Source organism: Thalassobaculum sp., assembly GCF_040219215.1.
In the GTDB taxonomy this organism is placed as follows: Bacteria; Pseudomonadota; Alphaproteobacteria; order Thalassobaculales; family Thalassobaculaceae; genus Thalassobaculum_A.
Map to the genome: position 1 here is coordinate 796860 of NZ_JAVJSX010000008.1, position 25623 is coordinate 822482.

A 25623-nucleotide genomic window follows, 5' to 3' on the forward strand; every position below is an offset into this window, starting at 1 on the left:
TGGCTTATGTCGCTGGAACTCACCGTCATTCTCTTGATTGCTGCCGTCGGGCTGGCAGCTCTTGCCTGGATCATGCAGCGGCGGCCGCGGGAGGGTTTCGACCCGCCTGTGGTGCCGTGGACGGCGGTCCAGGTGGTGGCGGTGGTCGTCGCCCTGCTGATGGCGGCCCATCTGGTGTCGCTGGCGACCGGGAAGCCGTTCACCGGTCGCCGCGGTTTCTAGCCTTCTCGTAGACGTCATTCCGGCCGGAGCAACGATGCCGGCTGCATCCGGCTTCGTTTCGTTCGATCAACTCCCCGTGAAGTTCGGCTTGCGCTTCTCCATGAACGCAGTGCGGCCCTCGGTGTAGTCGGCACTGCCGAAGCACTTCGAGACGGCCCGGTCGACGGCGGCCAGGTCCCAGTCCTTCTGCGGCTTGGCCAGTTCGATCAGGCTGTGCTTGACCGCAGCGATCGACAGCGGGGCGTTGCCGGCGATCCGCTCGGCCATCGGCCAGACGGTGTCGTCCAGTTCGGCTTTCGGCACCACCCGGTTGACCAGCCCCATGATCCGCGCTTCTTCGGCGTCGAACTGGCGGGCGGTGTAGAAGATCTCCGCCACGAACTGCGGTCCGACGATGTCGTACAGTCGGCGCACCCCGTCGAAGCCGTAGCCAATGCCCAACTTGGCGGCCGGCACGGCGAAGCGTGAGTCGTCCGACGCGATCCGGATGTCGCAGTCGAGGGCAATCGCCAGTCCGCCGCCAATGCAATAGCCGTCGATCCGCGCGATCGTCGGTTTCGCCAAGTTCTGGACGGTGTCGTGATAGGCTGAGACCGCGTCATTGTAGACCTCGATGTGCTCGACCGAGGCACGCTCGTTCTCGAACTTCGAGATGTCGGCTCCGGCCACGAACGCCTTGTCACCCGCTCCGGTGAACACCACGCAACGCACCGCGTCGTCGTCGGCGAAGGTGCTGATCGCCTTGGCGGCGCCCAGCCACATGTCGAGCGACATGGCGTTGTGGCGGGCCGGGTTGTTGAAGGTGACGACGCCGACGCCGCCCCTCCGTTCGACGATGATCGGCTCGGCGGTGGCTAGGACTTGAGTGGCCATGGTCTCTCCGGTTGCTCCGATGCCGCGCTGAGGGTTCGGCGGAGCAGTGCAGGGTATGTGGACGCGGTGCGGGCCGGTTTGGCGGTCCGGTGGCGCGGGGTCGGCGAAGGGACCGGAACACTAAACCAGCCCCTTGCCGGCGCCAATCCCATGAGCGAGGTCGATTGCGGCGGGGTGTCGCACCCGACTGAAGGACTCGAAACCGATGATGACACTTCCCATATCAATCATAAGGCCAGTTCGGACCTACACCGGCTGGCCGAACGGGATTACTCCCGTTTGAGACTGGAAGCGGCGCTGACACTCCCTCCCCCCCCCGCAGTGCGGTGCCGCTTCCTTTTCCTTCCCTCTGAGCATCAAGTGTCGTGGCCCGGTGGCCCGTAGGGCGCTATAGAGGCGTCATGACGGGGATTGACCGGCTCGACGTGATGGACCTCGCCGCTCGACGCGGTGGTCGGCCGGTATTCCACGGCGTCTCTTTCACGCTTGAGCAGGGCGGTGCGCTGCGGCTTGCCGGCCGCAACGGCGGCGGCAAGACCACGCTGCTGCGTATCCTCGCGGGCCTCGGCCGTGCCGACCGCGGCGTGGTGCGTTGGAACGGCGAGCCGATCGGCGACGACCGTGAGGCGCACGCCGCCCGGCTGGGATGGCTCGGCCACGCCGATGCCCTCAAGCCGGCGCTGTCGGCTCGCGAAAATCTCCAGGCCGCCCTGCGCATAGCCGACCGGCCGGTCGCCGGACTGGACGATGCCCTGGATGCTCTCGGCCTCGGCAGTCTGGCGGATCTGCCGGCCAGTTGGCTGTCCTCCGGGCAACGCCGCCGGGTGGCGCTGGCGCGGGTGCTGGCCGGGGCGGCCCCGCTTTGGCTGCTCGATGAGCCGACCGTCGGCCTGGATGCCGTGTCCGTGGTCGCGCTGGAGCGGTCGATTGCTTCGCACCGGGCGGACGGCGGGATGGTGGTTGCCGCCACCCACACCGCTCTCGACCTCGGCTCCGATACCGTCAGTCTCGATCCGGCGAAGCATGCCGGGGCGATTCCGGAACCAACCGCGTGAACGGGTTTCTCGCCCTGATCGCCCGCGATCTCCGCCTGGCCCGACGCCAAGGCGCCGACGTTGCCATGACCCTGGCGTTCTTCGTGGTGGTGGTGGCGCTGTTCCCGCTCGGGCTTGGCCCGACGCCGGCGCTGCTGGCCCGGATCGCCGGCGGGGTGCTGTGGGTCACCGCCCTGCTGGCCGCGATGCTGTCGTTCGACCGGCTGTTCCAGCAGGACGCCGACGACGGCGGGCTCGACCTGCTGGCGCTGTCGGGCATGCCGCTGGTTCTGGTTGCCCTGGCAAAAGCTGTGGCGCACTGGCTGACCACCGGCCTGCCGACGGTTCTGCTGGCGCCGTTGCTGGCGCTGACCCTTGATCTGCCGGCCGCGGCCTATCCGGCGCTGGTAACCGGCCTGTTGCTGGGCACACCGACGGTCAGCCTGTTGGGCACGGTCGGGGCGGCCTTGGTGGTCGGCGCACGCCGTGCCGGGGTGCTTGTCGCGTTGATCGTTCTGCCGCTGACCATTCCGGTGCTGATCTTCGGAGTGGCGGCGGTCGAGGCGGGCGGCGCCGGCCTGCCGATCCAGCCGCACCTGACATTGCTCGCAGCACTGCTGGCGGCGGCGATCCCGCTGGCGCCCCTGGCCGCCGGCGCGGCCTTGCGTCAGGCGGTTGAGTAGGCGATATCCGGATCATGCACCGTTTCGCCAACCCCACCCGGTTCCTGCGGCTCGCCAACGCGCTGCTTCCGTGGCTGACCGCCGCGGCGGTGCTGTTGCTTGCATCGGGGTTGTGGCTCGGGCTCCTGCGCTCGCCGGCCGACTACCAGCAGGGAGAGACCGTCCGGATCATGTACGTGCACGTGCCGGCCGCCTGGATGGCGATGGCCGGCTACACGACCCTGGCGCTGTCCAGCCTGGCGTTCCTGGTCTGGAAGCACCCGCTTGCCGACCTGTCCGCCCGTGCCGCGTCGCCGATCGGCGCGGGATTCACCGCGATCGCGCTGGTCACGGGGGCGTTGTGGGGCCAGCCGATGTGGGGCACGTGGTGGGTCTGGGACGCGCGGCTGACCTCGGTGCTGGTGCTGCTTTTCCTGTACCTGGGGCACATGGCCCTGACCAACGCGTTCGACGATCCGGAGCGCGGCGGCCGGGCCGGCGCGGTGCTGGCCCTGGTCGGCGTGGTGAACCTTCCGATCATCAAGTTCTCGGTCGACTGGTGGAACACGCTGCATCAGCCGGCCAGCGTGCTGCGTCTCGGCGGCTCGACCATCGACCCGGCCATGATGAAGCCGCTGTTCCTGATGGCCGGCGGATATCTTGCGGTGTTTGGCATCGCGCTGATCCTTCGCATCCGGGCGCTTTATGCCGAGCGCCGGCTGCGCCAGCTTCGCCTGTCGCTCACCGATGCGTGAGGGTGTCGCGGGGATGGTTCCCCGCCTTGGCTCGACGGGCGGTATCCCGTAGGTTCAACGAGGGCGGAAACCAGGACGAACGGGAGCGGTCCGGCATTGTCGGAATTCTTTGCGATGGGTGGGTACGCGGGCTTCATTTGGCCGTCGTACGCCGTTGCCTTCGGCGTCATGGCCGGGCTGCTGCTGTGGGCATGGCGAACCGCGCGGCAGGGCGAGGCGGAGGTCGAGCGCCTGCGGGACGTAGGGCTTGATCCGCGTCGCCGCCGGGACGCCGGGGTGGATGCGCCATGAGTCGACGACCGCACCGGTCCCGCAAGAACCAGCGCCTCGCGCTGATCGTCGGCGGCCTCGCGTTCCTGGGAGTTGCCGCAGCCCTGGTGCTGACCGCCTTCGAGGACAGCGTGGTGTTCTTCTTCAGCCCCACCGATCTGGCTTCCAAGCAGATCGATCCGGAGCGCCGGATCCGGATCGGGGGCTTGGTCGAGGAGGGGTCGGTTGCCCGCGGCCCCGGCGACGGCGAGATCCGCTTCCTGGTGACCGACGGCACGACCAAGCTGCCGGTACGCTTCGTCGGCGTCCTGCCGGACCTGTTCCGCGAAGGCCAGGGAGTGGTCGCCCAGGGAAGGTTGGCGGGCGCCACTTTCGAGGCTGACGAGGTCCTGGCCAAGCACGACGAGACCTACATGCCGCCAGAAGTGGCGGACGCGTTGAAGAAACAGGGCCATTGGCAGCCCGAAGCGGGGGCGAAGGGGAAGGGCTCATGATTGCCGAACTCGGGCACATGGCGCTGTCCGTCGCGCTGGTCGTCGCGATCCTGCAGTCGACCCTGCCGTTGTGGGGAGCGTCGCGCGACGATACCGGCCTGATGGCGTTTGCCCGGCCGGCGGCGCTGGCGCAGTTCGGGGCGATCGTCCTGGCGTTCGGCGCTCTGACACATGCCTATCTGGTCTCCGACTTCTCGGTGCTGAACGTCGCCACCAACTCGCACTCGACCAAGCCGTTCATATACAAGCTGGCCGGGGTGTGGGCGAACCACGAAGGCTCCATGCTGCTGTGGGTGCTGATCCTGGCGCTGTTCGGCGCGGCGGTAGCCGCGTTCGGCGGCAATTTGCCGGATGGTCTGCGGGCGCGCACCCTGGCGGTTCAGGGGATGATCGGGGTCGGCTTCCTGGCGTTCATGCTGTTCACGTCGAACCCGTTCGAGCGCCTGTATCCGGCGCCGATCGACGGAAACGGGCTGAATCCGTTGCTGCAGGACATCGGTCTCGCGCTGCACCCGCCGATGCTCTACCTCGGCTATGTCGGCTTCTCGACCACGTTCTCGTTTGCCGTCGCCGCGCTGCTGGAGGGCCGGGTCGATCCGGCCTGGGCGCGCTGGGTTCGACCCTGGGCACTGGCGGCGTGGACCGCGCTGACCGCCGGGATCGCGCTCGGCTCCGGCTGGGCGTACTACGAACTCGGCTGGGGCGGCTGGTGGTTCTGGGACCCGGTGGAGAACGCCAGCTTCATGCCCTGGCTGGCCGGCACAGCGTTGCTGCACTCGGCGATCGTGGTCGAGAAGCGCGGTGCCCTGAAAAGCTGGACGATCCTGCTTGCGTTGATCGCGTTCTCGTTCTCGCTGCTGGGCACCTTCCTGGTGCGTTCCGGCGTGTTGAGCAGCGTGCATGCCTTTGCCGTCGATCCGGAGCGTGGGCTGTTCATCCTGCTGCTGCTGGCGATCGCGATCGGCGGCAGCTTCCTGCTGTTCGCGTGGCGGGCGCCGTCGATGGAGGGCGGGGGGATGTTCCGGCCGGTCAGCCGCGAGGGCGCGCTTGTGCTGAACAACCTGCTGATGAGCACGGCGGCGGCGACCGTGCTGATCGGCACGCTGTATCCGTTGGCGCTCGAAAGCGTGACCGGTGAGAAGGTTTCGGTCGGCGCGCCGTATTTCGAGGCGACCTTCGTGCCGCTGATGATACCGACGGTGCTGGCCCTCGGGGTCGGGCCGATGCTGGCATGGAAGCGGGGCGACCTGGCGGGTGCGCTGAACCGGCTGTGGGTCGCCGCACTGGCCGCAGTCGGCATCGGGGCCTCGGTGCTGTACCTGCGCGGCGCGCCGGTCGGTGCGGCCCTCGGTCTGGGGCTGGCGGTGTGGCTTGCCGTATCGGTTGTCACCGAGTGGGCCGAGCGGGTCCGTCTGTTCCGGGTGTCGATCGGCCAGTCCCTGTCGCGGGCCGTCGGACTGCCGCGCTCGGCTTATGGGATGAGCCTCGCCCACCTCGGTCTTGCCGTGTTCATTCTCGGCGCCGTGGGCGAGACGTTCTTTTCGGCGGAGGTCGTGCGGTTCGTGCGCGCCGGCGACCAGATCGGCATCGCCGGTCAGACGGTCACTTTCGAGGGGGTAACGAAGCGGCAGGGTCCCAATTACGAATCGGATGTCGGGACCTTTGTATTGCCGTCCGGGGACCGGCTGGAGTCCGAGCGCCGGTTCTATCCGGCCGAAGGCCAGCGCACCACCGAAGCGGGCATCCGCTCGCGTCCCGACGGCGATCTTTATGCCGTGCTGGGCGAGCCTGCGGGCGAGAAACGCTGGACGATCCGGCTCTACGTGAAGCCGCTGGTGATGTGGTTGTGGGCCGGATGCGCGATCATGGTGCTGGGCGGCCTCATATCGCTGGCGGATCGTCGGCTGCGGGTCGGCGCTCCCGGGCCGCGTCGCGCGAGCTGGCAGCCGGCGCATGCCGGCGTAGCGGACTCGGACTGAGCCCGGTGCGTCGTCTCCTGTTCCTGGTGCCGCTGGCGGTGGTGATCGCCCTTGTTGGCGTGCTGGCGTGGCCGATCCTGGAGGGACGGGACCCGCGGTCGCTGCCGTCCGTACTGCTCGACAAGCCGATTCCGCCGTTCGAGCTTCCCGGCCTGACCGCCGACGGCAGCGGCCTCAGCGCGGGCGAGTTGGCCGGACGGCCGTTGCTGGTCAACGTGTTTGCCTCGTGGTGTGCACCGTGCCGTCATGAGATCCCGCTGATGGTCCGGTTGGCCTCGGAGGGCGTGCCCATCTACGGCATCGCCTACAAGGACGATCCCGCCGCGACCCAGGCGTTCCTGGCGCAACTCGGCGATCCGTATCGTGGCATCGGAGTGGATCGCGACGGCCGGATCGCCATCGAGTTCGGCGTCTATGGTGTTCCTGAGACCTACGTGATCGACGCGGCGGGTCGGATCCGGCATCGGCATGTCGGTGCGATGACCGAGGATGTCGCGCGGCGCACCCTGCTGCCGCTGCTGCAGGAGCTGTCGCAATGATCCGGATGCTGGCATTGGCTCTTGCGCTGCTCGCCGGCGTTCCAGCATTGGCCGTGCAGCCGGACGAAGTGCTGGGTGATCCGGCCCTTGAGGCGCGCGCGCGGGAACTCAGCGCCGTCGTGCGCTGCCTGGTCTGCCAGAACCAATCGATTGATGATTCCAACGCCGACCTGGCCCGCGACCTGCGCAAGCTGGTGCGCGAGCGCCTGCAGGCCGGGGATGGAGACCAGCAGGTCCTGGACTTCCTGGTGGCGCGCTATGGCCCGTTCGTCCTGCTGGAACCGCCTCGTACCCGCAGTACCTGGCTGCTGTGGTACGGCCCGTTCGCACTGCTCGGGCTCGGTGCCGCCGGGGTCGCGGTGGCCGCGATGGTGCGCGCGCGCCGGAGTTCCGTGCCCGAACCATTGTCGCCGGAAGAGCGATCTCGGCTGGACGCCTTGCTGTCTGACGACGCCGCCTCGGCCGATACAGCAGGCGAGGCGGAGCGATGATGCTCTGGCTGATCATCGGCATCCTGCTGTTGGCCGTCGTCCTTGCGCTCCTGGTTCCGCTGGTGCGCAACCAACCTGCCGCTGTCGACCGGTCGGAACACGGATTCGAGGTGCTGCGCGATCAGTTGGCCGAGGTGGAGCGCGATCGCGCCGCCGGGCGGCTGGAGCCGGAATCGGCCGACGCCGCGCGCCTCGAAATCGAACGCCGCATGCTGGACGCGGCTGAGAACCGCGATGCGGCGACAGGGGCGGACGGGAACTCGGTCGCGACCGAACGACGGAGGCGAATGCTGGCGGCGGCTCTGGTGCTGCTGGCTGTGCCGGTCGGCAGCACCGCCCTGTACCTACAGCGCGGCCAGCCCGGATTGCCGGACGCTCCGCTGGCGTCGCGATCGGCCGAGCGCGTGCGGATGGCCGAGGTTGCGGAAAGCCGACTGGGCCTGACCGAGATGGCGGCCAATCTGGAGCGGCGGCTGGCCGATCAGCCGGGCGATGTCGATGGCTGGATGCTGCTTGGCCGGACGCGCCTGACGCTGGGCGACGCACCCGGTGCAGTCGACGCGCTGCGGCGCGCTACCGTGGTCGGCGGTGGCGGCGCACAGGCGTTCGCTCAATTGGGCGAGGCGCTGGTCCGAGCGAACGACGGCGTGGTTGGCCAGGAGGCCAAGGAAGCGTTCTTCCAGGCGATCGAGAAGATGCCAGGCGAGCCACGGTCGCGATTCTATCTCGGCCTAGCCAACCGCCAGGCTGGCGATTTGACTGAGGCTTTGAAGTGGTGGATCAGCCTGGAGGCGGACACGCCACCGGAGGCACCGTGGCGCTCCGTCCTGGCATCCAGCATCCAGTCCGCAGCCGCCGAAGCCAATGTCGACCTTGCCGCCTTGCGCGCGAAGGTCCGTGGCGACCGTCGGGCCGCGCCGGGACCGAGCGCCGACGACATGGCTGCCGCGCGCGAGATGGCGCCGGACGACCGGCTGGCAATGATCCAGGGCATGGTTAATGGCCTGGCGACACGCCTTGAGGCAAATCCGGACGATCTGAACGGCTGGCGGCGGCTCGGGCGCTCCTATCTGGTCTTGAACCGTCGGGCTGACGCGGTGGAAGCCTATCGGCGTGCTGCCGAACTGGCCGCGGACGACGTGGAGGTGCTGCTCGACTATGCGCACGCGTTGTTCCCGGCCGGAACGTCGGAACGCGACATGCCGGCCGCGTTCGTCGGCGTGATCGACAAGGTTCGCCGACTGGAGCCGGAGAATGCCGAAGGCCTGTTCTTCGGCGGGATGATCGCGGTGCGCCGCGGCGACACCGCTCAAGCCAGGGCGCTTTGGACTCAACTGGTCGAACGCCTGCCGGATGACTCTCCGGTCAAGGCTGCGGTCCAGCGTCGGCTGGACTCCCTGTCCAAGGAGTGATCGCGCGTTCCGTCGCGCCTTGAGAACGCAGTCGATCCGTTCCGGCAAAAATCCGTTGCTGGACCGGCACCGGCGGTTATGCTGCGCGTTACACGATTGTTGCAGCGCATTCCGACACAGGACCGTCGATGGCCGTCGCCCCGTCCGATCCTGCCGCCGCCGCCCCGGCCGACGGCGTGATGTTATCGGTCACCGATTTGCACAAGTGCTTCGGTAGCCTTGAAGTTCTGAAAGGCGTGTCTCTGACCGCCCGCGAGGGCGATGTCATCTCGATGATCGGCGCGTCCGGGTCGGGCAAGTCAACCTTCCTGCGCTGCATCAACCTTTTGGAACTCCCCGACTCGGGCGATGTCCGGGTCGCCGGCGAGCTGATCCGCATGGTGCCGTCCCGTGCCGGCGGCATGCGGCCGGCTGACACCAAGCAGGTCGATCGCATCAGGTCGCGGCTGGGTATGGTGTTCCAGAGCTTCAATCTGTGGACCCACATGACGGTTCTGGAGAACGTCATCGAAGCGCCAGTCCACGTGCTCGGCGTTCCCAGGCGAGAGGCGATCGAGCACGCCGAGGCGCTGCTGGACAAGGTCGGGATTGCTGACAAGCGCGACCAGTACCCGGCGCATCTTTCGGGCGGCCAGCAGCAGCGCTGCGCGATCGCCCGGGCGCTCGCCATGGAACCGCAGGTCATGCTGTTCGACGAACCGACGTCGGCGCTTGACCCGGAACTGGTCGGCGAGGTCCTCAAGGTCATGCGCGACCTTGCCGACGAAGGCCGGACCATGATCATCGTTACCCACGAGATGCGCTTCGCCCGCGAGGTATCGAGCGAGATCGTGTTCCTGCACCAGGGCCGGATCGAGGAGCAGGGGCCGCCGAGCCAGGTGTTCGGCGATCCGCGATCCGAACGCTGCCGCCAGTTCCTCGCGACTTCGGCACACGAAGTCACGGGATAGAGGTCCGACGGGACGGAATGTCCGACGGGGACGAACAAGAGACCAGGAGGGACTTCACGTGAAGAAGACGCTTACCACGCTCGCCGCGGTCGCGGCGATTGCCGTCGCTGGCATTGCCGCCGACGCGTCGGCCAAGGAATGGGGCAAGGGCTCGAAGATCAAGATCGCCACCGAGGGCGCCTACGCACCGTGGAACTTCACCGACAGTGCCGGCAAGCTGGTTGGCTTCGAAGTCGACCTTGCCGCCGATCTGTGCAAGCGGATGGAGGTCGAGTGCGAAGTGATCCAGCAGGCCTGGGAAGGAATCATCCCGGCCCTGCAGGCCGGCAAGTACGACGTGATCATGGCCGGCATGTCGATCACCGAAAAGCGCATGGAGGTCATCTCCTTCTCGCGCGCCTATGCGGCTACGCCGGGCGTGTTCGTGGTGACCAAGGGCAACAAGTCCGCCGGCTTCAAGACAGGGGTGGACGCGCTGACCCTTGAGGACGTCGACGCGGCCGAGAAGACCGCGCTCGACGCCATCGTCAAGGAGTTCAAGGGCAAGACTGTCGGCGTGCAGATCTCCACAACCCACGAGAACTTCCTGCGCGAGTACCTGGGCAAGGACGTGACCATCAAGACCTACGACACCCAGGAGAACCTGGATCTCGACCTGCAGGCCGGGCGGGTCGATGCCGCGCTGGCTTCGGCGTCGTACTGGGTGCCGCTGCTGGCTTCGGATAAGGGCAAGGACATGGTCATGGTCGGCCCGGGCATGACCGGCGGACCGTTCGGCAATGGCGTCGGCGCCGGCATCCGTAAGGAGGACAAGGCGCTGAACGACATGTTCACCAAGGCGATCAACGCTTCGATCGCCGACGGGACGATCAAGAAGTTGGCCGTCCAGTGGTTCGGCTTCGACGCGTCGGCGAAGTAAGCGCATACGCACGCATTCTACGGGGCGGCCGGGCCGATGATCCCGGCCGCCCTGTTTCGCGCGAGAGGGCCATCCGAGTATGTCCGAGTGGATTAGCCTGCTGACCTGGGGCGACGCTGGCTGGGGTGACGAGATGGTCCGCGGTGCGCTGTGGACGCTGCTCCTGGCGACCGTCGCGTTCGTGCTCGGCGTGGTGATCGGATCGCTGGGCGCCGGCGCGAAGTTGTCTTACGTGCCGCCGCTGCGCTGGATCGGACAGGGGTACACCACGGTCATCCGGGGCGTGCCGGATCTCCTGGTCATCTACCTGCTGTTCTTCGGTGGCAACCAGGCGGTCATGGCGATCGCCCGCTCGCTGTTCGGCTACGACGGCTACATCGAACTGAACGCCTTCACCATTGGTGCGATCGCGCTCGGCACGGTTTCCGGGGCCTACTCCACCGAGGTGATCCGCGGGGCGGTGCTGGCGGTGCCGGCCGGCCAGATCGAGGCGGCCCGGGCCTGCGGAATGAGCGGTTGGCTGCTGTTCCGGCGGATCCTGGTGCCGCAGGTGGCGCGCTATGCGTTGCCGGGCCTCGGCAACGTGTGGCAGTTGACGCTCAAGGACACTTCGCTGATCTCGATCGTCGGGCTGGTCGAGATCATGCGCTCGGCGTCGATCGCGTCGGGCTCGACCCAGAAGCCGTTCGTGTTCTACGTCTCGGCCGCGTGCCTTTACCTGCTGCTGACGGCTGGCTCCAACCGGGCGTTCGGGCTGGCTGAACTGTGGGCCAATCGCGGCGTGCGGAGGGCCTGACCATGCGCTTCGAACTGTTCGCCGAATATTTTCCAGCCCTGCTGGACGGCGTTCCGATGACGCTGAAGCTGGCCGGGCTGTCGCTGTTCATCGGCTTCTTCCTGGCGGTGGTTCTGGCGGTGCTGCGGACCTCGGGGATCCGTCCGCTGGAAGCCTTCGTGCGCATCTATGTCTACGTGTTCCGCGGTACGCCGCTGCTGGTGCAGATCTTCCTGATCTACTACGGCACCGGCCAGTTCGACTTCATCAAGGACAGCTTCCTGTGGCCGGTGCTGCGCGAGGCGTACTGGTGCGCGATCATCGCGTTGACCCTGAACACCGGTGCCTACACCTCGGAAATCATCCGTGGCGGCATCGAATCGGTGCCGTGGGGCCAGGTCGAGGCGGCCAAGGCCTGCGGCATGAACGTCTGGCTGCGGTTCCGCCGGGTGGTGTTCCCGCAGGCGATCCGCCAGGCCCTGCCCGGCTATGGCAACGAGATCATCCTGATGGTCAAGTCGACGTCGCTGGCGAGCACGATCACCCTGCTGGAGATCACCGGCATCGCCCGCAAGATCGTCAGCCAGACCTACGCACCGCTGGAGTTGTTCATCATGGCCGGCGCGATCTACCTGACGATCGTGTTCGTGATCACCCGCGCGGTCGACATGCTGGAGAACCGGTTGTCGCCCGACCTGATGGCGCGCCGGCACGTCAAGGACGCGGCGGAGCAGGATATCGCCAGTGTCCATTGACCTGGTCCCCTATCCGGCGGACGAGGTTGAGACGCTGGTGGCCTGGGTGGCGGCACCGCACGTGGTCCGCTGGTGGAAGCCCTCCTGGAGCGCACCAGTCATCGACGCATTTCGCGCGGAGGATACTGCACCGTCGGGGATCCGTCCGTGGCGGGTCGATCTGGACGGCCATCCGATCGGCTATGTCCAGGACTACGACGTCGCACAGGACGATAGTCCCTGGGCCGGGGTTGACGATGTCGGTCCGGGCACCCGCGGCGTGGATCTCCTGATCGGCGATCCGGGATTGATCAACCGCAAGCACGGCCGGATGATCATCCGCACTTTGGCGACGCGGCTGTTCACCGAGCATGGGGTCAGTCGACTGGTGTCAGGCCCGCACCCGGACAACTGGCCGGCCATCATTGCGTTCAAACGGGCCGGATTCCGCGAGCGTGGCCGCCGGCAGTTCCCGGAGGGGCCGGCGATGATCCTGACCGCGGCGAAAGCGGTGTGGAGCGCATGAGATCCCCGTTCGAAACGGTCGTTTCGTCCATCGGTGCCGTGCTAGGTTAGGCTTGAAACGAAGACGTCGCCGGCCGCGCTGCTTTTTGAGGGGCAAGGGTGGAAGATCTGGAAGAAATGAAGGCCCGCCTGGCGGATCTCAAGACCGAACATCGCGACCTGGACGACGTCATCGCAAGGCTTCTGGAGAAGGCACCGTTCGACCAGCTGCAGCTTCAGCGGCTGAAGAAGCGGAAGCTGCTTCTGAAGGACGACATCCTTCGCCTGGAGAGCCGGCTGCTGCCCGACATCATCGCCTGAACAGGCTCGGCGGGAGCCGCGCCGCTATTCGGTTGTCCCGGCGTTATGCTTCAGGATCACCTTGCGCAGGCCGTTCATCAGCTCCTGGCCGATCGAACCGCCGTCTCCTTTGATCTTGGCCTGGTTGATCGCCTTCAGCGCGTCGATGTGCATCGACAGGACGGTGACCTCGGTGTCACCCGATGCCTCGGACAAATCTATGAACTTGCAGGCACTGTCACCGACCTGGCTGACCAGCGGGTAGCCGAAGGTTCCGGCCTGGCCGCGCAGGTCGTGCAGCAGCCGGCGCATGCGGATGAGGCCCTGCTCTCGGGTCATGCCGGTCTGCCGGACTTCGGTCATCGCCGACGTCAGGGCGGCGACGCTCTCGGCAAAGATCGTTTCGAACTCGCCGCTCAGCTTTTTCACCGACTCATTGGCCTGGGCGATCAGCTCCGACGGGTCGGCTCCGGCCTTAACCTTCACCTTGCTGCGCAGCGGGTTCGGGTTGTCGACGAATTCGACCTTCGGCTTGTTGTCGGCCATTGGCAGTTCTCCCGAAGACCCCGTTGGTCAGGCGCGCTTGACGGCGTCCAGATCGTTGAGGTCGCCGCCTGTCTTGTCCTCGGTGCGCCGCTTCGGACCGACATAGTCAGGATCGAAACGGCGACGACGGTCAGGCCCGAAATAAGAACCGGTCCGAACGAAACGTCGAGGGTTTTCGATGATCGACACGATTCGGGCGTACAGGCTGGCGGCCGACACCGGCTTGGCCAGGAATTCGGTCATGCCGGCGTCGCGCGCGCGGATGATGTTGCGCGCTATGGTGTTCGCCGAGACGACGATCGCCGGCATCAGCGGGTTGATGCCGCGTTTGCCGCTGCGGATCGTCTGCAGCAGTTGCAAGCCGCTCATTCCTTCCATCTCCCAGTCCATGACCACCAGATCGATCGCGGTAGCCCTTAATTCCTCCAGCGCCTCGTGCCCGTCCCGTGCCTCGGCGACGTACTGGATCGATAGGCCCCGCAACACGTTCACGATGATCGTGCGCATGAAGCGATTGTCGTCCACCACCAGGGCGGACACGTTCTCCAGTGAATAAGCCTTCATGAACGCGTTCTGGCCGATGCCGGTTTGATTGTGCACAAATCTGCTGGCGCCAAGTCTATCGCCTCTCCCGTGCGCTGTCAGCTTGACGTCGACGGTGCACGGCTTGCGTGCTTGCACCCGGGAGCCGGGTTCCTATAATCCGCGCCTTCCGCCGACAGGCCCGGAGGAGTTATGGCCAAGCAGTCGCCGCAGCCGGTCGTCGGCATCGTCATGGGCAGTCAATCCGACTGGCCGACCATGCGCCATGCCGCTGAGACGCTGACCGCCCTCGGGGTCGCCCACGAGTGCCGGATCATGTCCGCGCACCGCACGCCGAAACGCATGATGGGCTACGCGGAAGCCGCCCGGGGTCGAGGAATCAAGGTGATCATCGCTGGTGCCGGTGGAGCGGCGCACCTGCCGGGCATGACCGCTTCGATGACCACGCTGCCGGTGCTCGGCGTCCCGATTGAGAGCAAGGCGTTGTCCGGTATGGACAGCCTATTGTCGATCGTGCAGATGCCAGGCGGCGTTCCGGTCGGAACCCTGGCGATTGGCAAGGCCGGGGCCATCAATGCCGGCCTGATGGCGGCATCGATCGTCGGCCTGGAGGACGCCGCCGTCGCCGCTGCGCTCGCGGACTGGCGGCAACGGCAGTCCGAGGCAGTGGCTGACGAACCAAGTGACGAAGGCGCATGACGGCTCCGCTCCCCCCCGGCTCCACGATCGGCATTCTCGGCGGCGGTCAGCTTGGGCGCATGACGGCGCTCGCAGCCGCCAATCTCGGCTATCGCTGCCACATCTACGATCCCAAGGCGGATGGTCCCGCCTCGCAGGTTGCCGCCGCCGTCACGGTGGCGGAATGGGATGATGCGTCGGCGCTTGCGGCGTTCGCCGGGTCGGTCGACGTCGTGACCTATGAGTTCGAGAACGTGCCGGTCGAGACCGTCGAGCGGCTGGCGCGCGATGTTCCGGTTCGACCGGGGCCGCTGGCGCTGCAGGTCGCCCAGCACCGGGTCGAGGAGAAGCGGTTCGCCAGGCACTGCGGTCTGGAGACCGCGCCGTTCTGGGGCGTCACGACGCTCGACGAACTGGCGGAGGGGATTGCGGTGGTCGGGGTCCCGGCAATCCTGAAGACCTGCAGGTTCGGCTACGATGGCCTTGGGCAGGTCGCGGTCGGCATGGATACCTCATTGCGCGAAGCGTGGCAGGACATCGCCACCGACGATGCCATCCTGGAACGACGGATCGACTTCGACTTCGAGATTTCCGTCATCGTGGCCCGTGGACTGGACGGAGCGACCCGGACCTTTCCGCCGGCGCTGAACGAGCACCGCGGCGGCATCCTGCGCCGCAGCCTGGCACCGGCGCCGATCGATCCGGCGATACTCGCGGCGGCGTGCGCGGCGGCCGAGACCCTGGCCGGGAAGCTGGATCTGGTCGGGTTGCTCGCCGTTGAGATGTTCGTCAAGGATGACGGGCAGCTGCTGGTCAACGAGATGGCGCCGCGCCCGCACAATTCCGGGCACTGGACCCAGGACGGCTGTGCGACCTCGCAATTCGAGCAGTTCGTGCGAGCGGTCGTGGGGCTGCCGCTCGGGCCCGTTGATGCGCTGTTCGAGACCGAGATGCTCAACCTGATCGACGACGATGCGGACGCCTGGCCGGCGCTGATGGCCGATCCGTCTGCCAAGCTGCACCTCTACGGCAAGGCCGAATCCCGGCCCGGCCGCAAGATGGGGCACGTCAACCGGCGGCGGCGCCCCTTGATGTCCGATACGCCCGCATGAAGCGCAGTGGGCTCGGCAGTTTGCCGCGCAACTCACGCCACCGTCCGGTCAGCTTGGGTACCCGCATGACATCGGCAATCCTTCGGTCGAGGAACGCCCAGGTATCGGCGTGATCCTCTGAGGTGTCATCCAGCCAGTAGAGCAGGGTGGAGCTGTAGACCGCCGCCAGCAGGCCGCGCTTGGTGTAGAAGTTGAAATCGGTAGACCGGTCGCCGCAGGCCCACCAGATCGCGTCCACGGTACGGTACAGGCTCTGTGCCGCCAGCCTGGGGTTGCCGGGCAGCGCCAGGTAGGCCAGCGCTCGCCGCACCGCTTCGCGGTGCGGGCCGGCCTGTTCCAGCCGGGTGCGGACCGCGAAGGCGATCCGGTCGCGAATCCGCATGGAATCGAGGTCGGCCGCCTCCAGCGCGGCGGCCATGGCGGAATCGGCGCGGCGCATCCAGTGCTCCACCGCGCTGCGTACGCCGCGCGGGAAGGCGATGTCGACGTCGGCCGGATCGAGGCCCGCCGCAGTCGCGCCGTGGACAAGCGCCTTCCGGCTCCAGCCGTCGAACACCACGTTCGGCAGGGCAGCGTCCAGGATGCGGTCGCGCAGCGTGTCCATTTCCGGCGTGCGGATCATGTCAGCTCCCTGGAACGGCGCTCGGCCTCCGCTTCGAGGACCTCCTCGGTGAAGCCGAAACGGGTGAAGTCGGTCATTCGGTCAAGATAGAGGATACCATCAAGGTGATCGACCTCGTGCTGCAGAACGCGTGCGCGAGTGCCGGCGACGATCGCCTCGAACGGTTCGCCCTCCGGCGTGGTCGCCGAAACGCGCATGCGCAGGTGTCGGGGCACTTCGCCCCGCAGGCCGGGAATCGACAGGCAGCCTTCCCAGCCGCGCGCCATGCGGTCGTCCAGCGGTTCCAGCACCGGGTTGATCAGTGCGGTCAGCGGGCAGGGGCCGTCGTCCGGCTCGTCGGTGGCGCGGGCATCAGGGACCCAGAAGATCAGAACGCGCTGCAGAACGCCGATCTGCGGCGCCGCCAGGCCGATGCCACCGGCTTCCTCGAGCGAGTCGACCATGTCGTCGATCAGTTGACGGACCGCGGGGGCGGTGGGGTCGGGTACCGGGGCCGCCACGCTGCGCAATACCGGATCGCCAACACGGACTATGGACTTGCTTGTCATGATGGGGCATATAGCGCGCCCATCGTCGTGGGTAAACCGACCCCCGCTGGCGTGGTGCCGCGGTTTCGGCTATGGTAGGAAAACGTCGGCAGCCAGGGCTCCTGATAACAGGGTCTGTTGGCTGTCGTTTGCTGTGCTGAGATCGGAAAACGAAAGGAGTGGTAAGTCCGTGCAAGTTACCGTTCGCGATAATAACGTCGACCAAGCCCTGCGCGCGCTTAAGAAGAAAATGCAGCGCGAGGGTGTCTTCCGTGAAATGAAGCTGCGCCGGAACTACGAGAAGCCGTCCGAGAAGAAGGCGCGTGAGCGCGCCGAGGCGCTTCGCCGGCATCGCAAGCTGATGCGGAAGCGCATGGAGCGCGAAGGCTACTGATACACGGCGTCCGGGGGCTTCGGCCCCGGGATACCCGACGCGGAGCCGCCCGGCCGGGCGGCTTTTTGCGTGTCCGGAATCCGCTGTGATCTGGCCGTTGGCGGCGTTGCCCGCTGTCGCCGTCCGCTCTAGGATCATCGATCTTCACGATCGATTCCCGGGAGCGCGCCATGGCCGGAGCCGACCATCATCACGATCATCACCATGGTCACGACCACGATCATGATCATGAGCATCCGCGCCTGGGTGAGCTGGAGCTGCGGGTAAAGGCTCTGGAGTCGCTGCTGGTCGAGAAGGGGCTGGTCGACCCTGCGGCTCTCGACACCTTCATCGACATCTACGAAACGAAGGTCGGCCCCCGCAATGGTGCCGCCGTGGTGGCGCGCGCCTGGGTCGATCCGGCGTTCAGGGAATGGCTGCTGCGCGACGCGTCGGCGGCGATCAAATCGTTCGGGTTTGAAGGTCGCCAGGGCGAACACATGGTGACGGTGGAGAACACCGACCAGGTCCACAATCTCGTCGTCTGCACTCTGTGCTCCTGCTACCCGTGGCCGGTGCTCGGCTTGCCGCCGGTCTGGTACAAGTCGGCGCCGTTCCGCTCGCGGGCGGTGATCGACCCGCGCGGCGTGCTGGCGGACTTCGGCACCACCCTGCCCGAGGACGTCGAGATCCGGGTGTGGGATTCCACCGCCGAGGTACGCTACCTTGTCCTGCCGCAACGGCCTGCCGGCACTGAGAGCCTGTCGGAGGCTGAACTGGCGGCGCTGGTCACCCGCAACGCCATGATCGGGGTCGAGCAGGTGGTCTATCCGGCCCGAAGTGCACGGGAGGCCGCGGAATGAACGGCGCGCACGACATGGGTGGCATGCATGGCTTCGGTGCGGTGCAGGACGAACCGGAGGACGACCGGTTCCACGGGGATTGGGAGCGTCGGGCCTTTGCACTGACCCTCGCCTGTGGCGGCCTCGGCCGCTGGAACATCGACCGTGCACGCTCGGCCCGCGAGCAGCAGCCGCCGGCCCGGTATCTTGAGAACACATACTACGAGCAGTGGCTGCACGGCCTGGAGGTTCTGCTGGTCGAGGAAGGCCTGGTGACGGCGGAGGAATTGCGGACCGGCAAGGCGACACAGCCGAAGCCTGCCGGTGTCGAGCCAATCCACGCCGACCGAGTGGTCAAGGCGCTGCAGCAGGGCTCGCCCTACACCCGCGAGATCAACGAGGCGCCGCGGTTCGCGATCGGCGACACGGTACGGGTGCGCGTGGATCATCCGACCGGGCACACCCGCGCACCGCGTTATGTGCGGGGGCGTACCGGAACGGTGGTGCTGCACCATGGCGCCCATGTCTATGCCGACGCGTCGGCCCGCGGAGAGCACGGCGTGGCGCATCATCTGTACAATGTGGCGTTCGATGCCGCGGAGTTGTGGGGCGCCCAGGCGCAGGACGGTGCCGTCCATCTCGACCTGTGGGAACCTTATCTGGAGCGGGCATGACCGCGGCCTCATCACCCGGCCCGCTGCCGCCGATCGAAGCCCTTCCAAAGATTCCGATCGACCGCGACGGCCCGGTGTTCCGGGAACCTTGGGAAGCTCAGGCCTTCGCCATGACGGTGAAGCTGCACGAGAGCGGGCTGTTCACCTGGCCGGAGTGGGCTGCCGCCCTGTCGTCGGAGATCGAGGCGGCACAGGCGGCCGGCGACCCGGATCTCGGCGACACCTACTACCGGCACTGGCTGAAGGCGCTGGAGGGCCTAGTGCTGGCGAAAACCGAGTTGACCGCCGACCGGCTTTCCCGACGCGTCCAGGCCTGGGCCCGCGCCGCCGAGCGTGCTCCTCACGGCGAGCCGATCCTGCTGCCGGAAGACGAGCGGGACTGAACGCCCTGGCGGCGATTCCCCAGTTAACTGAAATGGCGCCCCTATCTTCCATTTGAAAAACTCACGCTATATTATTTCAAATGGCGCGACTGATCTGGAGGTGAATGATGGCGGCACCCGAGACAGTGACGGCGGATGACCGGGCGCGCGTGGTGACGGTGGCGGCGCTTAAGGCGGCCGAAGCACTGCAGATCAACAAGACAACCCTCGGCCGCATCCTCGGCCTCTCTCCGGCGTCGGTAACGCGGTTGGCGTCCGGCACCGAGTTGCGGCCCGACACCAAGCCTTATGAACTCGCTCTGCTGCTGTTGCGGCTGTACCGCTCGCTCGATTCGATCATGGGCGGCGACCGGGCACTGGCGCGTGAGTGGCTGGTCTCCGACAACCGCGCGTTGGCTGGACGGCCGATCGAGCGGATCACCACGATCATGGGCTTGACCGAGGTGGCGGCGCATGTGGACGCCTTCCGCGCTCGCGTCTGAACGACGTCCGGTGGAGGGCGCGTTCTGGCGGGTGGTGGAGGCCCAGCACCGCAACTCGACCCTGGCCCTGGTCGATGATGCGAACCTGGCGGATCAGGCCATCCTGGAAGCCGAGATCGAAACCGTGAAGCCGGCGCTCCCACATGCAGCGCGGGGGTTGCACTACCTGTTGTCGACCCCGTTTCGCTACCGGCCGGGCTACCCCGGCTCGCGGTTTCGCCGACACGACCAGGGACCGGGCGCCGATGACGGGGTGTTCTACGCGGCCGAGGCGATCGGGACCGCGATGGCGGAGACGGCGTTCTATCGCTTCCTGTTCTTCAGCTTCACCGACATGCGGGGGCGCCCATCCAACATGCCACACACCGCGTTCCAGGCCGATGTCACAGGGTTGGCCCTGGATCTGACGTTGCCGCCGCTAAGCCGCGACCGTGCCGACTGGACGCGCCCTTCCGACTACGGACCATGCCAGAGCCTCGCCGACGCGGCGCGGCAGGCCGGCGTCGAGGCGATCCTGTACGAGAGCGTGCGTGATCCGGAGCGACGCCGGAACATAGCCGTCCTGCGCCCGGAGGCTTTGGCGCGGGGCCGGCAGATCACCGGGCAACAGACCTGGTGGCTGCACATGACGGGGGATGTCGTGACCTGCGTCTGCGAATTTCCGGCGCAGGGCCTGTCATTCCGCCGGAGCGACTTCAACGATCCGCGCCTCGGTTGATCGATCCTTGGTGCGCTATTCCCCGCCTACCCGGCCTTTACCGCGACGATGAAAACGCCTCGTGCCTTTCCGGGCTGCCAGCGCTCGATGATCCGGAATCCCTGTGCCGTCAGACTGTTCTCCAGGTCGACGGAGGTGAACACCTTCACCAGGGGCAGCAGTCCCAGGAACCGTCCGATTGGCCCGATCAGCTTGAAGCTGCGCATGAAATCCCCGAGACACGCGGTGCTCGTGACGAACACCCCGCCGGGCTTCAGCAGTCCGTGGACCTTCGCGATGGCTGCGTCCCGGTCTTCCAGAAGATGCAGGATGCTCATGCCGAGGACAGCGTCGAAACGCTCGGCCGGTGCGTCGAACTCGTCCATCGCGGCGCGCACGAACGTGACGTTGGCGACCCCGGCGGACTTGGCCTTGCCGCGCGCGATCCCGATCATTTTGGAAGAGATGTCGATCGCCGTGATGCGAGCCACGTCGGGTGCCAGGACAAGGGCGGTGGATCCCGTGCCGCACCCGAACTCCATTACATCCATGTCGGGCCGCAGGTAGCTCCGCGTAATCTGCAGCTTCCGCTGGTAGGACGCCTCGTCGGCAACGGGCTTTTTCGCATAGCGTTCCGCGATCCGATCCCAGAAGCGGGCCGAACGGGGCGTGGCCGTGCTCACGGTGTCGACGGTCGTCATGATGCAGGTGTCCCGAAGCAGTGGCGTTGATGACATGTTCGTCGAAGGGGCCGGCCTGGTGAGTACGCCGACTCCTGCTCGTACCTCTTACGTATCCGAATAGAAATTGACTAAATTGGCCTGCCTGATATGCGGTTTCGCATGGATTGGCGTTCTGTGAAGTTCGACTGGAACCGGGTGCGGGCCTTCCTGGTGACCGCCGAAGAGGGTTCGTTCTCCGCGGCCGCTCGCGCTCTGGGTATGGCGCAACCGACGCTCGGGCGACAGGTCGGCGCGCTGGAAGAAGAACTCGGTGTTGTCCTCTTCGAACGTGTCGGGCGCGGGCTGACCCTCACGCAGAGCGGCCTTGAACTGGTGGAGCACGCGCGCGCCATGGGCGATGCGGCCGCTTCGGTGGCCGTCACCGCGTCGGGACAGTCGCAGGCCATCGAAGGGTCGGTCCGTATCACCGCCACCGAGGTTACGTCGGCGTTCATCCTGCCGGCGATCGTAGCCAAGCTGCGCTCGGCTCAACCCGCAATCGAGGTGGAGATCCTGGCGACTAATGCCGTGCGCGACCTGCGCCGTCGCGAGGCTGACATCGCCATTCGCGCGGCCCGGCCGACCGATCCGGACCTGATTGCGCGGAAGCTGATGAACGACACCGCCGAACTCTACGCCTCGCAATCCTATCTCAAACGTGTCGGCGAGCTCTCGTCGCCCGAGAAACTGTCACGCGCGGAGTTTGTCGGCTTCAACGAGAACGAGCCGTTTCTCGACGGCCTGAACGCCCGTGGGCTGACCCTGTCCGCGCGGAACTTCCCGGTTCTGTGTGGCCAGCACCTCGTGCAGTGGGAACTGGTCAAGCAGGGAGCCGGGGTTGGTGTCATGATCTCGCGGGTCGGTGACGCCGAGCCTCTGGTGCGTCGAGCCGCGCCGTGGTTTCCATCCTTCGACTTTGAGGTCTGGCTGGTGGCGCATCGGGAACTCAACAAGAGCCGCCGTCTACGCATCGTGTTCGACTGGCTGACCGACGAGTTCCGGCGCCTCCAGGGGGCGTATTCCAAGACCGATCGGTGAGCGTCAGTCGGAATGGGTTTCCTTCGGGACCAGGGCGTGCAGCGCCAGTGCCAGGTCGGCGATCGGCTGGGTCTGCACGACGACCTTGCCCGGACCGGAGACGTGGGTGACGAACAGGCCTTCGCCACCGAACAGCATGTTCTTGATGCCGCGCTGGATCGAGATGTCGTAGTCGCAGGTGGCCGAGAACCCGACCAGCGACCCGGTCGACACCGAGATCTTATCACCCTTCGCCAACTGCCGTTCGACCAGGGTGCCGCCGGCCGCCAGGAACGCCCAGCCGTCGCCCTCCAGCTTCTGCAGGATCAGCCCCTCGCCGCCAAACAGCCCGGAGCTGAGGCGTTTGGTCAGCGCGACCGAGATTCCGATGCCCTTGGCGCTGGCGAGATAGGCGCGGCGCTGGCAATAGAACGCTCCGCCCTCGGCGGCGAGATCGAGCGGGCGGATCTGGCCGGGCATCGGCGAGGCGAACGATACCGACCGGCGGGTCCGGCCGGTGTTGGTGAAGAACGTCATGAAGAAGGTCTCGCCGGACACCTTGCGCAGGATCGAGCCGAAGAACCCGCCGGGCATCTCCGTCGACATCTCGATGTCCGGCTCCATCATCACCATGGTGCCGGCTTCGGCCTGGACTGCCTCGCCCGGGTCCAGGGTGATGGTCAGCATCGGCGAGAAATCGCCCTCGATGGTGTAGTCGATCTCGTCGGCGGCCATGGCATCCTCCGGGTGGCAGAGACCGGAGGATTGCCCGCTCAGATGATCTGGCGCAAGACCGCGACCAGGGCGACCGCACCGAAGATGGCGATCAGCGACGACTGCCGCATCAGGCCGAGTCCGACGGCGGCGGCAATCGCGACCGGTGCCGCCCAGCCGCCTTCCAGCGCCATCGGCGCCAGGATAGCGATGATCACGGCACCCGGCAGGTGCTGCAGCCAGCCGCGTACGAAGCCGCCTTCCGGAACCAGCCGCATCAGCCAGAACCCGCCGACCCGCGTCAGGTAGGTCACCAGCGCCATCACCAGGATGGCCAAGACCGCCTGGGACGTCCCGATCATTGGCGCCTCGCATCGGCGAACGCGCCGGCCAGGCTTCCGGCCAAGCCGCCGGCAACCACGTGCCAGTAGCCGGGCAGAACCATGTGCGACGCCACGGCGACGCCGGCGGCGACCGCCCAGGGCCACGACCGGGACCACCCCGGCCACAACGGGGTCAGCATCAGCGCGAAGAACGCCGGCACCACCACATCCGCGCCATACACCCTCGGATCCCCCAGCGCGGCGCCGGCCAGATGGCCGATCGCCCCGCCGATGACCCAGCCGAACCACATTACGACTCCGGAACCGACCAGGATGGCGGCGTCGCGCTCGCCCTTGCGATGCTCGGACATCGACATCGCCCAGTTGGCGTCGGTCATGAACCACAGCGACAGATGGGCGATCGGCGACGGCAGCTTGGAGAACCAGGGCCGCAGGGCCGCGCCCATGACGACGTGGCGGACATTGATCGCGAAGGTGGCGATCGCCAGCACCAGGATCGACGGGGCCGCCGACCACAGGTCGAGGGCCGCCATCTGTGAGGCGCCCGCGAACACCGTCATGCTCATCAACAGGGTTTCGCCGAGCGACAGGCCGGCTTCCCGCGCCAGGACGCCGAACGCCATGCCGAACAGCACGCCGCTGAGCGCCAGCGGCGTGGCCATCCGGAATCCGCGCACGAAGCCATCCCAGGTGAACTTGGCACCGGGTTGGGGGGCGTCGGACTGCGGTGACGCAGGTGCTTCGGCAGGGACGTCGGTCATGGCGCGACCGTATTGAGGTGCATGGAGCCTGTCAAAACCATTTAACCGGTTAAATGGTGAAAAATTCTGGACCTCGCATCAACGGCGCTTATGATTGTCACCATGACACACCCGGCGGTACCGCTTGCAGGCTACCAACCGATCGGCGGGGCGCTCTGCCTCGACTTCGCGAACACCGTTGATTGGCATGATTCCGACCATCCGGTCGAGTTGCTCGACCGCGTCGAGAACCTGTCGGCCTGGGCGCGGACCGTAGGGATCGACGATGGTGGCGCCGACGATGCCGACCTGCGCTGCGCGACCGAGTTACGCGATGCGGTGTGGGACGTGTTCCGTGCAGTCGCGGACGAGGCAGCGATTCCGCCGGACGCCATCGCCGTCCTGAATCGTAACCTGGAACGTGCGCCTGAACATCGCGCCTTGGCGATTGTCGGCGGCGGCGTCGCCTGGTCCGATCGGGCGGTGCGGGGGGCGGATGCCTTGCTGGCCCGCATCGCCCGTTCGGCGGCTGATCTGCTGACCGATCCGGAACGCCTGAAGCGGGTGCGGATGTGTGCGGCCGACGGGTGCGGCTGGTTGTTCGTCGACGACAGCCGGGGCGCCCGACGCCGCTGGTGTTCTATGCAGAGCTGCGGCAACCGCGCCAAGGCCCGGGCACACTACCGACGCAAGCAAAGTTAAACCAAGTATTGTCTTGTATTATGAGCGACAAGCGACATATCCGAATGAGCGGCGTTGTTGAGAGCGCCATCCGATAAGGGAGAGTCCAATGCCCGATGCCCCTGTTGCCCGCGCCGTCGGTTTCAACCACGTGGCGCTGGAAGTCGGCGACATCGACGAAGCGCTGGCGTTCTACGGCCGGCTGTTCCAGTTCGAGTTGCGCAGCAAGTCCGACACCGACGCCTTCATCGATCTGGGCGATCAGTTCCTGGCCCTGCAGAGGGGCCGGACCCAGCCAACCGACGACGGCCGGCATTTCGGTTTGGTCGTTACCGACAAGGAGGCCGTCCGGCAGGCGCTGATCTCGAACGGCGTCGAAGTATTGCCCGGCCGCTTCCTCGACTTTCTGGACCCGTGGGGCAATCGGATCGAGATCATCGGCTACGAGAACATCCAGTTCACCAAGGCGCCTCACGTGCTGCGCGGCATGGGATTGGAGAGCCTGACGAAATCCGACGGCGCGATAGCGGAACTGTCGGCCAAGGGCATGGCGCCGGAGTAGGCTGCGCCATCACCACGTGAGTGAGCGGTACCATGGCGTATGACCACAGCAACGTGTTCGCGCGTATCCTCAGGGGCGAGATCCCATGCGCGCGGGTTTATGAGGACGAAGACACCCTGGCCTTCATGGACGCGGGCCAAGTCAACCCGGGCCATGTGATCGTGGCATCCAAGCATCCCTGCGCGACCATTCTTGATTTGACTGACGACCAGGCAGCCGCCCTGTTCCGAACCGCCGCCAAGGTAGCGAGGGCGGTCGACGCCGCGTTTGCCCCTGCCGGCATCACCATCCTGCAGGCCAACCAGCCGGCCGGCTGGCAAACGGTGCCGCATGTCCACCTGCACGTCCTGCCGCGCCACGAGAATGACGGCGTCGCCCTGGTCTGGCCGCGCAAGGAGCCGGGGATGGAGGTGCTGACGGAACTGGCCGGGCGGATCCGGGTGGCGTAGCA

The 25623-nt window shown here is 66.7% G+C and carries 37 protein-coding genes; 28 read left to right on the top strand and 9 right to left on the bottom strand.

Translation table 11 applies throughout. From position 1 onward, the window contains the following. Positions 1–6 precede the first annotated feature (6 nt). Positions 7–222 (top strand): hypothetical protein, encoded by a 216-nt coding sequence (locus RIC54_RS09230; RefSeq protein ID WP_350093034.1) that lies wholly within the window; start codon positions 7–9, stop codon positions 220–222. 66 nt (positions 223–288) lie between these two features. Here the strand turns inward: RIC54_RS09230 and RIC54_RS09235 are convergent, their stop codons facing one another. Next, positions 289–1095 (bottom strand): enoyl-CoA hydratase, encoded by an 807-nt coding sequence (locus tag RIC54_RS09235; RefSeq protein ID WP_350093031.1) that lies wholly within the window; start codon positions 1093–1095, stop codon positions 289–291. A 401-nt stretch (positions 1096–1496) separates the two neighbouring features. Between RIC54_RS09235 and ccmA the strand changes: the two genes are divergently transcribed. From ccmA to RIC54_RS09310, 15 genes are all read left to right on the top strand, one after another. Further along, positions 1497–2150, top strand: coding sequence for a heme ABC exporter ATP-binding protein CcmA (gene ccmA / locus RIC54_RS09240; RefSeq protein WP_350093028.1), 654 nt, complete (start codon positions 1497–1499; stop codon positions 2148–2150). Continuing rightward, a complete protein-coding gene (ccmB, locus tag RIC54_RS09245) occupies positions 2147–2812 on the top strand; it encodes a heme exporter protein CcmB (RefSeq protein ID WP_350093025.1) in 666 nt (221 codons plus the stop codon). The genes ccmA and ccmB overlap by 4 nt, the downstream gene beginning before the upstream one ends. A 14-nt stretch (positions 2813–2826) precedes the next feature. Next, positions 2827–3546 carry a heme ABC transporter permease gene (locus RIC54_RS09250; protein ID WP_350093022.1) on the top strand — a complete coding sequence of 240 codons (720 nt, stop codon included), beginning with the start codon at positions 2827–2829 and terminating at the stop codon, positions 3544–3546. Positions 3547–3660: 114 nt separating this feature from the next. Continuing rightward, positions 3661–3837 (top strand): heme exporter protein CcmD, encoded by a 177-nt coding sequence (gene ccmD / locus RIC54_RS09255; protein WP_350093019.1) that lies wholly within the window; start codon positions 3661–3663, stop codon positions 3835–3837. Beyond that, positions 3834–4310: a cytochrome c maturation protein CcmE gene (ccmE, locus tag RIC54_RS09260; RefSeq protein WP_350093016.1), complete on the top strand. Its 477-nt coding sequence runs from the start codon at positions 3834–3836 to the stop codon at positions 4308–4310. Before ccmD ends, ccmE begins: the two co-directional genes overlap by 4 nt. Further along, positions 4307–6289, top strand: a complete 1983-nt coding sequence (locus tag RIC54_RS09265; protein WP_350093013.1) for a heme lyase CcmF/NrfE family subunit — start codon at positions 4307–4309, stop codon at positions 6287–6289. The genes ccmE and RIC54_RS09265 overlap by 4 nt, the downstream gene beginning before the upstream one ends. A gap of 5 nt (positions 6290–6294) precedes the next feature. Further along, on the top strand, positions 6295–6828 hold the full coding sequence (locus RIC54_RS09270; protein WP_350093010.1) for a DsbE family thiol:disulfide interchange protein: 534 nt from the start codon (positions 6295–6297) through the stop codon (positions 6826–6828). Next, positions 6825–7319, top strand: coding sequence for a cytochrome c-type biogenesis protein (locus RIC54_RS09275; protein ID WP_350093007.1), 495 nt, complete (start codon positions 6825–6827; stop codon positions 7317–7319). The genes RIC54_RS09270 and RIC54_RS09275 overlap by 4 nt, the downstream gene beginning before the upstream one ends. Next, positions 7316–8731 carry a c-type cytochrome biogenesis protein CcmI gene (ccmI, locus tag RIC54_RS09280; RefSeq protein WP_350093004.1) on the top strand — a complete coding sequence of 472 codons (1416 nt, stop codon included), beginning with the start codon at positions 7316–7318 and terminating at the stop codon, positions 8729–8731. Before RIC54_RS09275 ends, ccmI begins: the two co-directional genes overlap by 4 nt. Positions 8732–8859: 128 nt before the next feature. After that, on the top strand, positions 8860–9681 hold the full coding sequence (locus RIC54_RS09285) for an ABC transporter ATP-binding protein (RefSeq protein WP_502989685.1): 822 nt from the start codon (positions 8860–8862) through the stop codon (positions 9679–9681). 58 nt (positions 9682–9739) lie between these two features. Next, positions 9740–10600 (top strand): transporter substrate-binding domain-containing protein, encoded by an 861-nt coding sequence (locus RIC54_RS09290; protein WP_350093001.1) that lies wholly within the window; start codon positions 9740–9742, stop codon positions 10598–10600. A 79-nt stretch (positions 10601–10679) separates the two neighbouring features. Beyond that, positions 10680–11396, top strand: a complete 717-nt coding sequence (locus tag RIC54_RS09295) for an ABC transporter permease (RefSeq protein WP_350092998.1) — start codon at positions 10680–10682, stop codon at positions 11394–11396. Positions 11397–11398: 2 nt separating this feature from the next. Then, positions 11399–12130, top strand: coding sequence for an ABC transporter permease (locus RIC54_RS09300; protein ID WP_350092995.1), 732 nt, complete (start codon positions 11399–11401; stop codon positions 12128–12130). After that, positions 12120–12635: a GNAT family N-acetyltransferase gene (locus tag RIC54_RS09305; RefSeq protein ID WP_350092992.1), complete on the top strand. Its 516-nt coding sequence runs from the start codon at positions 12120–12122 to the stop codon at positions 12633–12635. Before RIC54_RS09300 ends, RIC54_RS09305 begins: the two co-directional genes overlap by 11 nt. 116 nt (positions 12636–12751) lie before the next feature. Next, positions 12752–12934: a DUF465 domain-containing protein gene (locus tag RIC54_RS09310; protein ID WP_350093471.1), complete on the top strand. Its 183-nt coding sequence runs from the start codon at positions 12752–12754 to the stop codon at positions 12932–12934. Positions 12935–12958: 24 nt separating this feature from the next. Here RIC54_RS09310 and RIC54_RS09315 read toward each other — a convergent pair whose 3' ends face one another. Beyond that, positions 12959–13459, bottom strand: a complete 501-nt coding sequence (locus RIC54_RS09315; protein WP_350092989.1) for a hypothetical protein — start codon at positions 13457–13459, stop codon at positions 12959–12961. 27 nt (positions 13460–13486) lie between these two features. Beyond that, a complete protein-coding gene (locus tag RIC54_RS09320) occupies positions 13487–14023 on the bottom strand; it encodes a response regulator (RefSeq protein WP_350092986.1) in 537 nt (178 codons plus the stop codon). 171 nt (positions 14024–14194) lie between these two features. Here RIC54_RS09320 and purE point away from each other — a divergent pair, with 171 nt between their 5' ends. Together purE and RIC54_RS09330 are read left to right on the top strand one after the other, a co-directional pair. Next, positions 14195–14701, top strand: coding sequence for a 5-(carboxyamino)imidazole ribonucleotide mutase (gene purE, locus RIC54_RS09325; RefSeq protein WP_350092983.1), 507 nt, complete (start codon positions 14195–14197; stop codon positions 14699–14701). After that, a complete protein-coding gene (locus RIC54_RS09330; protein WP_350092980.1) occupies positions 14698–15792 on the top strand; it encodes a 5-(carboxyamino)imidazole ribonucleotide synthase in 1095 nt (364 codons plus the stop codon). The genes purE and RIC54_RS09330 overlap by 4 nt, the downstream gene beginning before the upstream one ends. Here the strand turns inward: RIC54_RS09330 and RIC54_RS09335 are convergent. Both RIC54_RS09335 and def read right to left on the bottom strand, forming a co-directional pair. Continuing rightward, positions 15749–16414 (bottom strand): COQ9 family protein, encoded by a 666-nt coding sequence (locus tag RIC54_RS09335; RefSeq protein ID WP_350092977.1) that lies wholly within the window; start codon positions 16412–16414, stop codon positions 15749–15751. The genes RIC54_RS09330 and RIC54_RS09335 overlap by 44 nt on opposite strands. Continuing rightward, positions 16411–16962, bottom strand: a complete 552-nt coding sequence (gene def, locus RIC54_RS09340; RefSeq protein WP_350092974.1) for a peptide deformylase — start codon at positions 16960–16962, stop codon at positions 16411–16413. Before def ends, RIC54_RS09335 begins: the two co-directional genes overlap by 4 nt. Before the next feature lie 169 nt (positions 16963–17131). On the opposite strand from def, the gene rpsU reads away from it, so the two are divergent. From rpsU to RIC54_RS09370, 6 genes are all read left to right on the top strand, one after another. Beyond that, entirely contained in the window at positions 17132–17335 is a 204-nt protein-coding gene (gene rpsU, locus RIC54_RS09345; protein ID WP_007668602.1) for a 30S ribosomal protein S21, read from the top strand. 170 nt (positions 17336–17505) lie between these two features. Then, the gene (nthA, locus tag RIC54_RS09350) at positions 17506–18177 is read left to right on the top strand and encodes a nitrile hydratase subunit alpha (protein ID WP_350092970.1); all 672 of its coding nucleotides are present in this window, start codon (positions 17506–17508) and stop codon (positions 18175–18177) included. Further along, the gene (gene nthB / locus RIC54_RS09355) at positions 18174–18830 is read left to right on the top strand and encodes a nitrile hydratase subunit beta (protein WP_350092967.1); all 657 of its coding nucleotides are present in this window, start codon (positions 18174–18176) and stop codon (positions 18828–18830) included. Before nthA ends, nthB begins: the two co-directional genes overlap by 4 nt. After that, complete coding sequence (locus RIC54_RS09360) at positions 18827–19213, top strand: nitrile hydratase accessory protein (protein ID WP_350092964.1); 387 nt, start codon at positions 18827–18829, stop codon at positions 19211–19213. The genes nthB and RIC54_RS09360 overlap by 4 nt, the downstream gene beginning before the upstream one ends. Before the next feature lie 107 nt (positions 19214–19320). Further along, positions 19321–19695 (top strand): antitoxin Xre/MbcA/ParS toxin-binding domain-containing protein, encoded by a 375-nt coding sequence (locus RIC54_RS09365; RefSeq protein ID WP_350092961.1) that lies wholly within the window; start codon positions 19321–19323, stop codon positions 19693–19695. Then, a complete protein-coding gene (locus RIC54_RS09370) occupies positions 19667–20413 on the top strand; it encodes an RES family NAD+ phosphorylase (protein WP_350092958.1) in 747 nt (248 codons plus the stop codon). The genes RIC54_RS09365 and RIC54_RS09370 overlap by 29 nt, the downstream gene beginning before the upstream one ends. Before the next feature lie 26 nt (positions 20414–20439). On the opposite strand, the gene RIC54_RS09375 is transcribed toward RIC54_RS09370, so the two are convergent. Then, positions 20440–21093: a class I SAM-dependent methyltransferase gene (locus RIC54_RS09375; protein WP_350092955.1), complete on the bottom strand. Its 654-nt coding sequence runs from the start codon at positions 21091–21093 to the stop codon at positions 20440–20442. A 141-nt stretch (positions 21094–21234) separates the two neighbouring features. Here RIC54_RS09375 and RIC54_RS09380 point away from each other — a divergent pair, with 141 nt between their 5' ends. After that, positions 21235–22152 carry a LysR family transcriptional regulator gene (locus RIC54_RS09380; protein ID WP_350092952.1) on the top strand — a complete coding sequence of 306 codons (918 nt, stop codon included), beginning with the start codon at positions 21235–21237 and terminating at the stop codon, positions 22150–22152. Between the two features lie 3 nt (positions 22153–22155). On the opposite strand, the gene RIC54_RS09385 is transcribed toward RIC54_RS09380, so the two are convergent. The 3 genes from RIC54_RS09385 to RIC54_RS09395 are packed head-to-tail and all read right to left on the bottom strand — an operon-like array spanning position 22156 to position 23950. Next, entirely contained in the window at positions 22156–22866 is a 711-nt protein-coding gene (locus tag RIC54_RS09385; RefSeq protein WP_350092949.1) for a TIGR00266 family protein, read from the bottom strand. A 38-nt stretch (positions 22867–22904) separates the two neighbouring features. Then, positions 22905–23207, bottom strand: a complete 303-nt coding sequence (locus RIC54_RS09390) for an AzlD family protein (protein WP_350092946.1) — start codon at positions 23205–23207, stop codon at positions 22905–22907. Further along, positions 23204–23950, bottom strand: a complete 747-nt coding sequence (locus tag RIC54_RS09395; RefSeq protein WP_350092943.1) for an AzlC family ABC transporter permease — start codon at positions 23948–23950, stop codon at positions 23204–23206. The genes RIC54_RS09390 and RIC54_RS09395 overlap by 4 nt, the downstream gene beginning before the upstream one ends. Positions 23951–24052: 102 nt before the next feature. Between RIC54_RS09395 and RIC54_RS09400 the strand changes: the two genes are divergently transcribed. The 3 genes from RIC54_RS09400 (at position 24053) to RIC54_RS09410 (ending at position 25621) form a co-directional block, all read left to right on the top strand. Beyond that, the gene (locus RIC54_RS09400; RefSeq protein ID WP_350092940.1) at positions 24053–24631 is read left to right on the top strand and encodes a CGNR zinc finger domain-containing protein; all 579 of its coding nucleotides are present in this window, start codon (positions 24053–24055) and stop codon (positions 24629–24631) included. An 88-nt stretch (positions 24632–24719) separates the two neighbouring features. Next, entirely contained in the window at positions 24720–25172 is a 453-nt protein-coding gene (locus RIC54_RS09405; RefSeq protein WP_350092937.1) for a VOC family protein, read from the top strand. Positions 25173–25204: 32 nt separating this feature from the next. Then, positions 25205–25621: an HIT family protein gene (locus RIC54_RS09410; RefSeq protein ID WP_350092934.1), complete on the top strand. Its 417-nt coding sequence runs from the start codon at positions 25205–25207 to the stop codon at positions 25619–25621. Positions 25622–25623: the final 2 nt, after the last annotated feature.

Coding starts and splice junctions, on each gene's coding strand:
- RIC54_RS09410 (WP_350092934.1), top strand. CDS start 25,205: ATGGCGTATGACCACAGCAACGTGTTCGCGCGTATCCTCAGGGGCGAG.
- RIC54_RS09390 (WP_350092946.1), bottom strand. CDS start 23,207: ATGATCGGGACGTCCCAGGCGGTCTTGGCCATCCTGGTGATGGCGCTG.
- RIC54_RS09250 (WP_350093022.1), top strand. CDS start 2,827: ATGCACCGTTTCGCCAACCCCACCCGGTTCCTGCGGCTCGCCAACGCG.
- RIC54_RS09300 (WP_350092995.1), top strand. CDS start 11,399: ATGCGCTTCGAACTGTTCGCCGAATATTTTCCAGCCCTGCTGGACGGC.
- RIC54_RS09230 (WP_350093034.1), top strand. CDS start 7: ATGTCGCTGGAACTCACCGTCATTCTCTTGATTGCTGCCGTCGGGCTG.
- RIC54_RS09310 (WP_350093471.1), top strand. CDS start 12,752: ATGAAGGCCCGCCTGGCGGATCTCAAGACCGAACATCGCGACCTGGAC.
- RIC54_RS09380 (WP_350092952.1), top strand. CDS start 21,235: ATGGATTGGCGTTCTGTGAAGTTCGACTGGAACCGGGTGCGGGCCTTC.
- RIC54_RS09275 (WP_350093007.1), top strand. CDS start 6,825: ATGATCCGGATGCTGGCATTGGCTCTTGCGCTGCTCGCCGGCGTTCCA.
- RIC54_RS09235 (WP_350093031.1), bottom strand. CDS start 1,095: ATGGCCACTCAAGTCCTAGCCACCGCCGAGCCGATCATCGTCGAACGG.
- purE (WP_350092983.1), top strand. CDS start 14,195: ATGGCCAAGCAGTCGCCGCAGCCGGTCGTCGGCATCGTCATGGGCAGT.
- RIC54_RS09365 (WP_350092961.1), top strand. CDS start 19,321: ATGGCGGCACCCGAGACAGTGACGGCGGATGACCGGGCGCGCGTGGTG.
- nthB (WP_350092967.1), top strand. CDS start 18,174: ATGAACGGCGCGCACGACATGGGTGGCATGCATGGCTTCGGTGCGGTG.
- RIC54_RS09400 (WP_350092940.1), top strand. CDS start 24,053: ATGACACACCCGGCGGTACCGCTTGCAGGCTACCAACCGATCGGCGGG.
- RIC54_RS09335 (WP_350092977.1), bottom strand. CDS start 16,414: ATGATCCGCACGCCGGAAATGGACACGCTGCGCGACCGCATCCTGGAC.
- RIC54_RS09295 (WP_350092998.1), top strand. CDS start 10,680: ATGTCCGAGTGGATTAGCCTGCTGACCTGGGGCGACGCTGGCTGGGGT.
- RIC54_RS09360 (WP_350092964.1), top strand. CDS start 18,827: ATGACCGCGGCCTCATCACCCGGCCCGCTGCCGCCGATCGAAGCCCTT.
- ccmE (WP_350093016.1), top strand. CDS start 3,834: ATGAGTCGACGACCGCACCGGTCCCGCAAGAACCAGCGCCTCGCGCTG.
- RIC54_RS09375 (WP_350092955.1), bottom strand. CDS start 21,093: ATGACGACCGTCGACACCGTGAGCACGGCCACGCCCCGTTCGGCCCGC.
- ccmA (WP_350093028.1), top strand. CDS start 1,497: ATGACGGGGATTGACCGGCTCGACGTGATGGACCTCGCCGCTCGACGC.
- ccmD (WP_350093019.1), top strand. CDS start 3,661: ATGGGTGGGTACGCGGGCTTCATTTGGCCGTCGTACGCCGTTGCCTTC.
- nthA (WP_350092970.1), top strand. CDS start 17,506: ATGGCCGGAGCCGACCATCATCACGATCATCACCATGGTCACGACCAC.
- RIC54_RS09315 (WP_350092989.1), bottom strand. CDS start 13,459: ATGGCCGACAACAAGCCGAAGGTCGAATTCGTCGACAACCCGAACCCG.
- RIC54_RS09405 (WP_350092937.1), top strand. CDS start 24,720: ATGCCCGATGCCCCTGTTGCCCGCGCCGTCGGTTTCAACCACGTGGCG.
- RIC54_RS09320 (WP_350092986.1), bottom strand. CDS start 14,023: ATGAAGGCTTATTCACTGGAGAACGTGTCCGCCCTGGTGGTGGACGAC.
- RIC54_RS09330 (WP_350092980.1), top strand. CDS start 14,698: ATGACGGCTCCGCTCCCCCCCGGCTCCACGATCGGCATTCTCGGCGGC.
- RIC54_RS09385 (WP_350092949.1), bottom strand. CDS start 22,866: ATGGCCGCCGACGAGATCGACTACACCATCGAGGGCGATTTCTCGCCG.
- def (WP_350092974.1), bottom strand. CDS start 16,962: ATGACAAGCAAGTCCATAGTCCGTGTTGGCGATCCGGTATTGCGCAGC.
- RIC54_RS09395 (WP_350092943.1), bottom strand. CDS start 23,950: ATGACCGACGTCCCTGCCGAAGCACCTGCGTCACCGCAGTCCGACGCC.
- ccmI (WP_350093004.1), top strand. CDS start 7,316: ATGATGCTCTGGCTGATCATCGGCATCCTGCTGTTGGCCGTCGTCCTT.
- RIC54_RS09285 (WP_502989685.1), top strand. CDS start 8,860: ATGGCCGTCGCCCCGTCCGATCCTGCCGCCGCCGCCCCGGCCGACGGC.
- RIC54_RS09370 (WP_350092958.1), top strand. CDS start 19,667: ATGTGGACGCCTTCCGCGCTCGCGTCTGAACGACGTCCGGTGGAGGGC.
- RIC54_RS09265 (WP_350093013.1), top strand. CDS start 4,307: ATGATTGCCGAACTCGGGCACATGGCGCTGTCCGTCGCGCTGGTCGTC.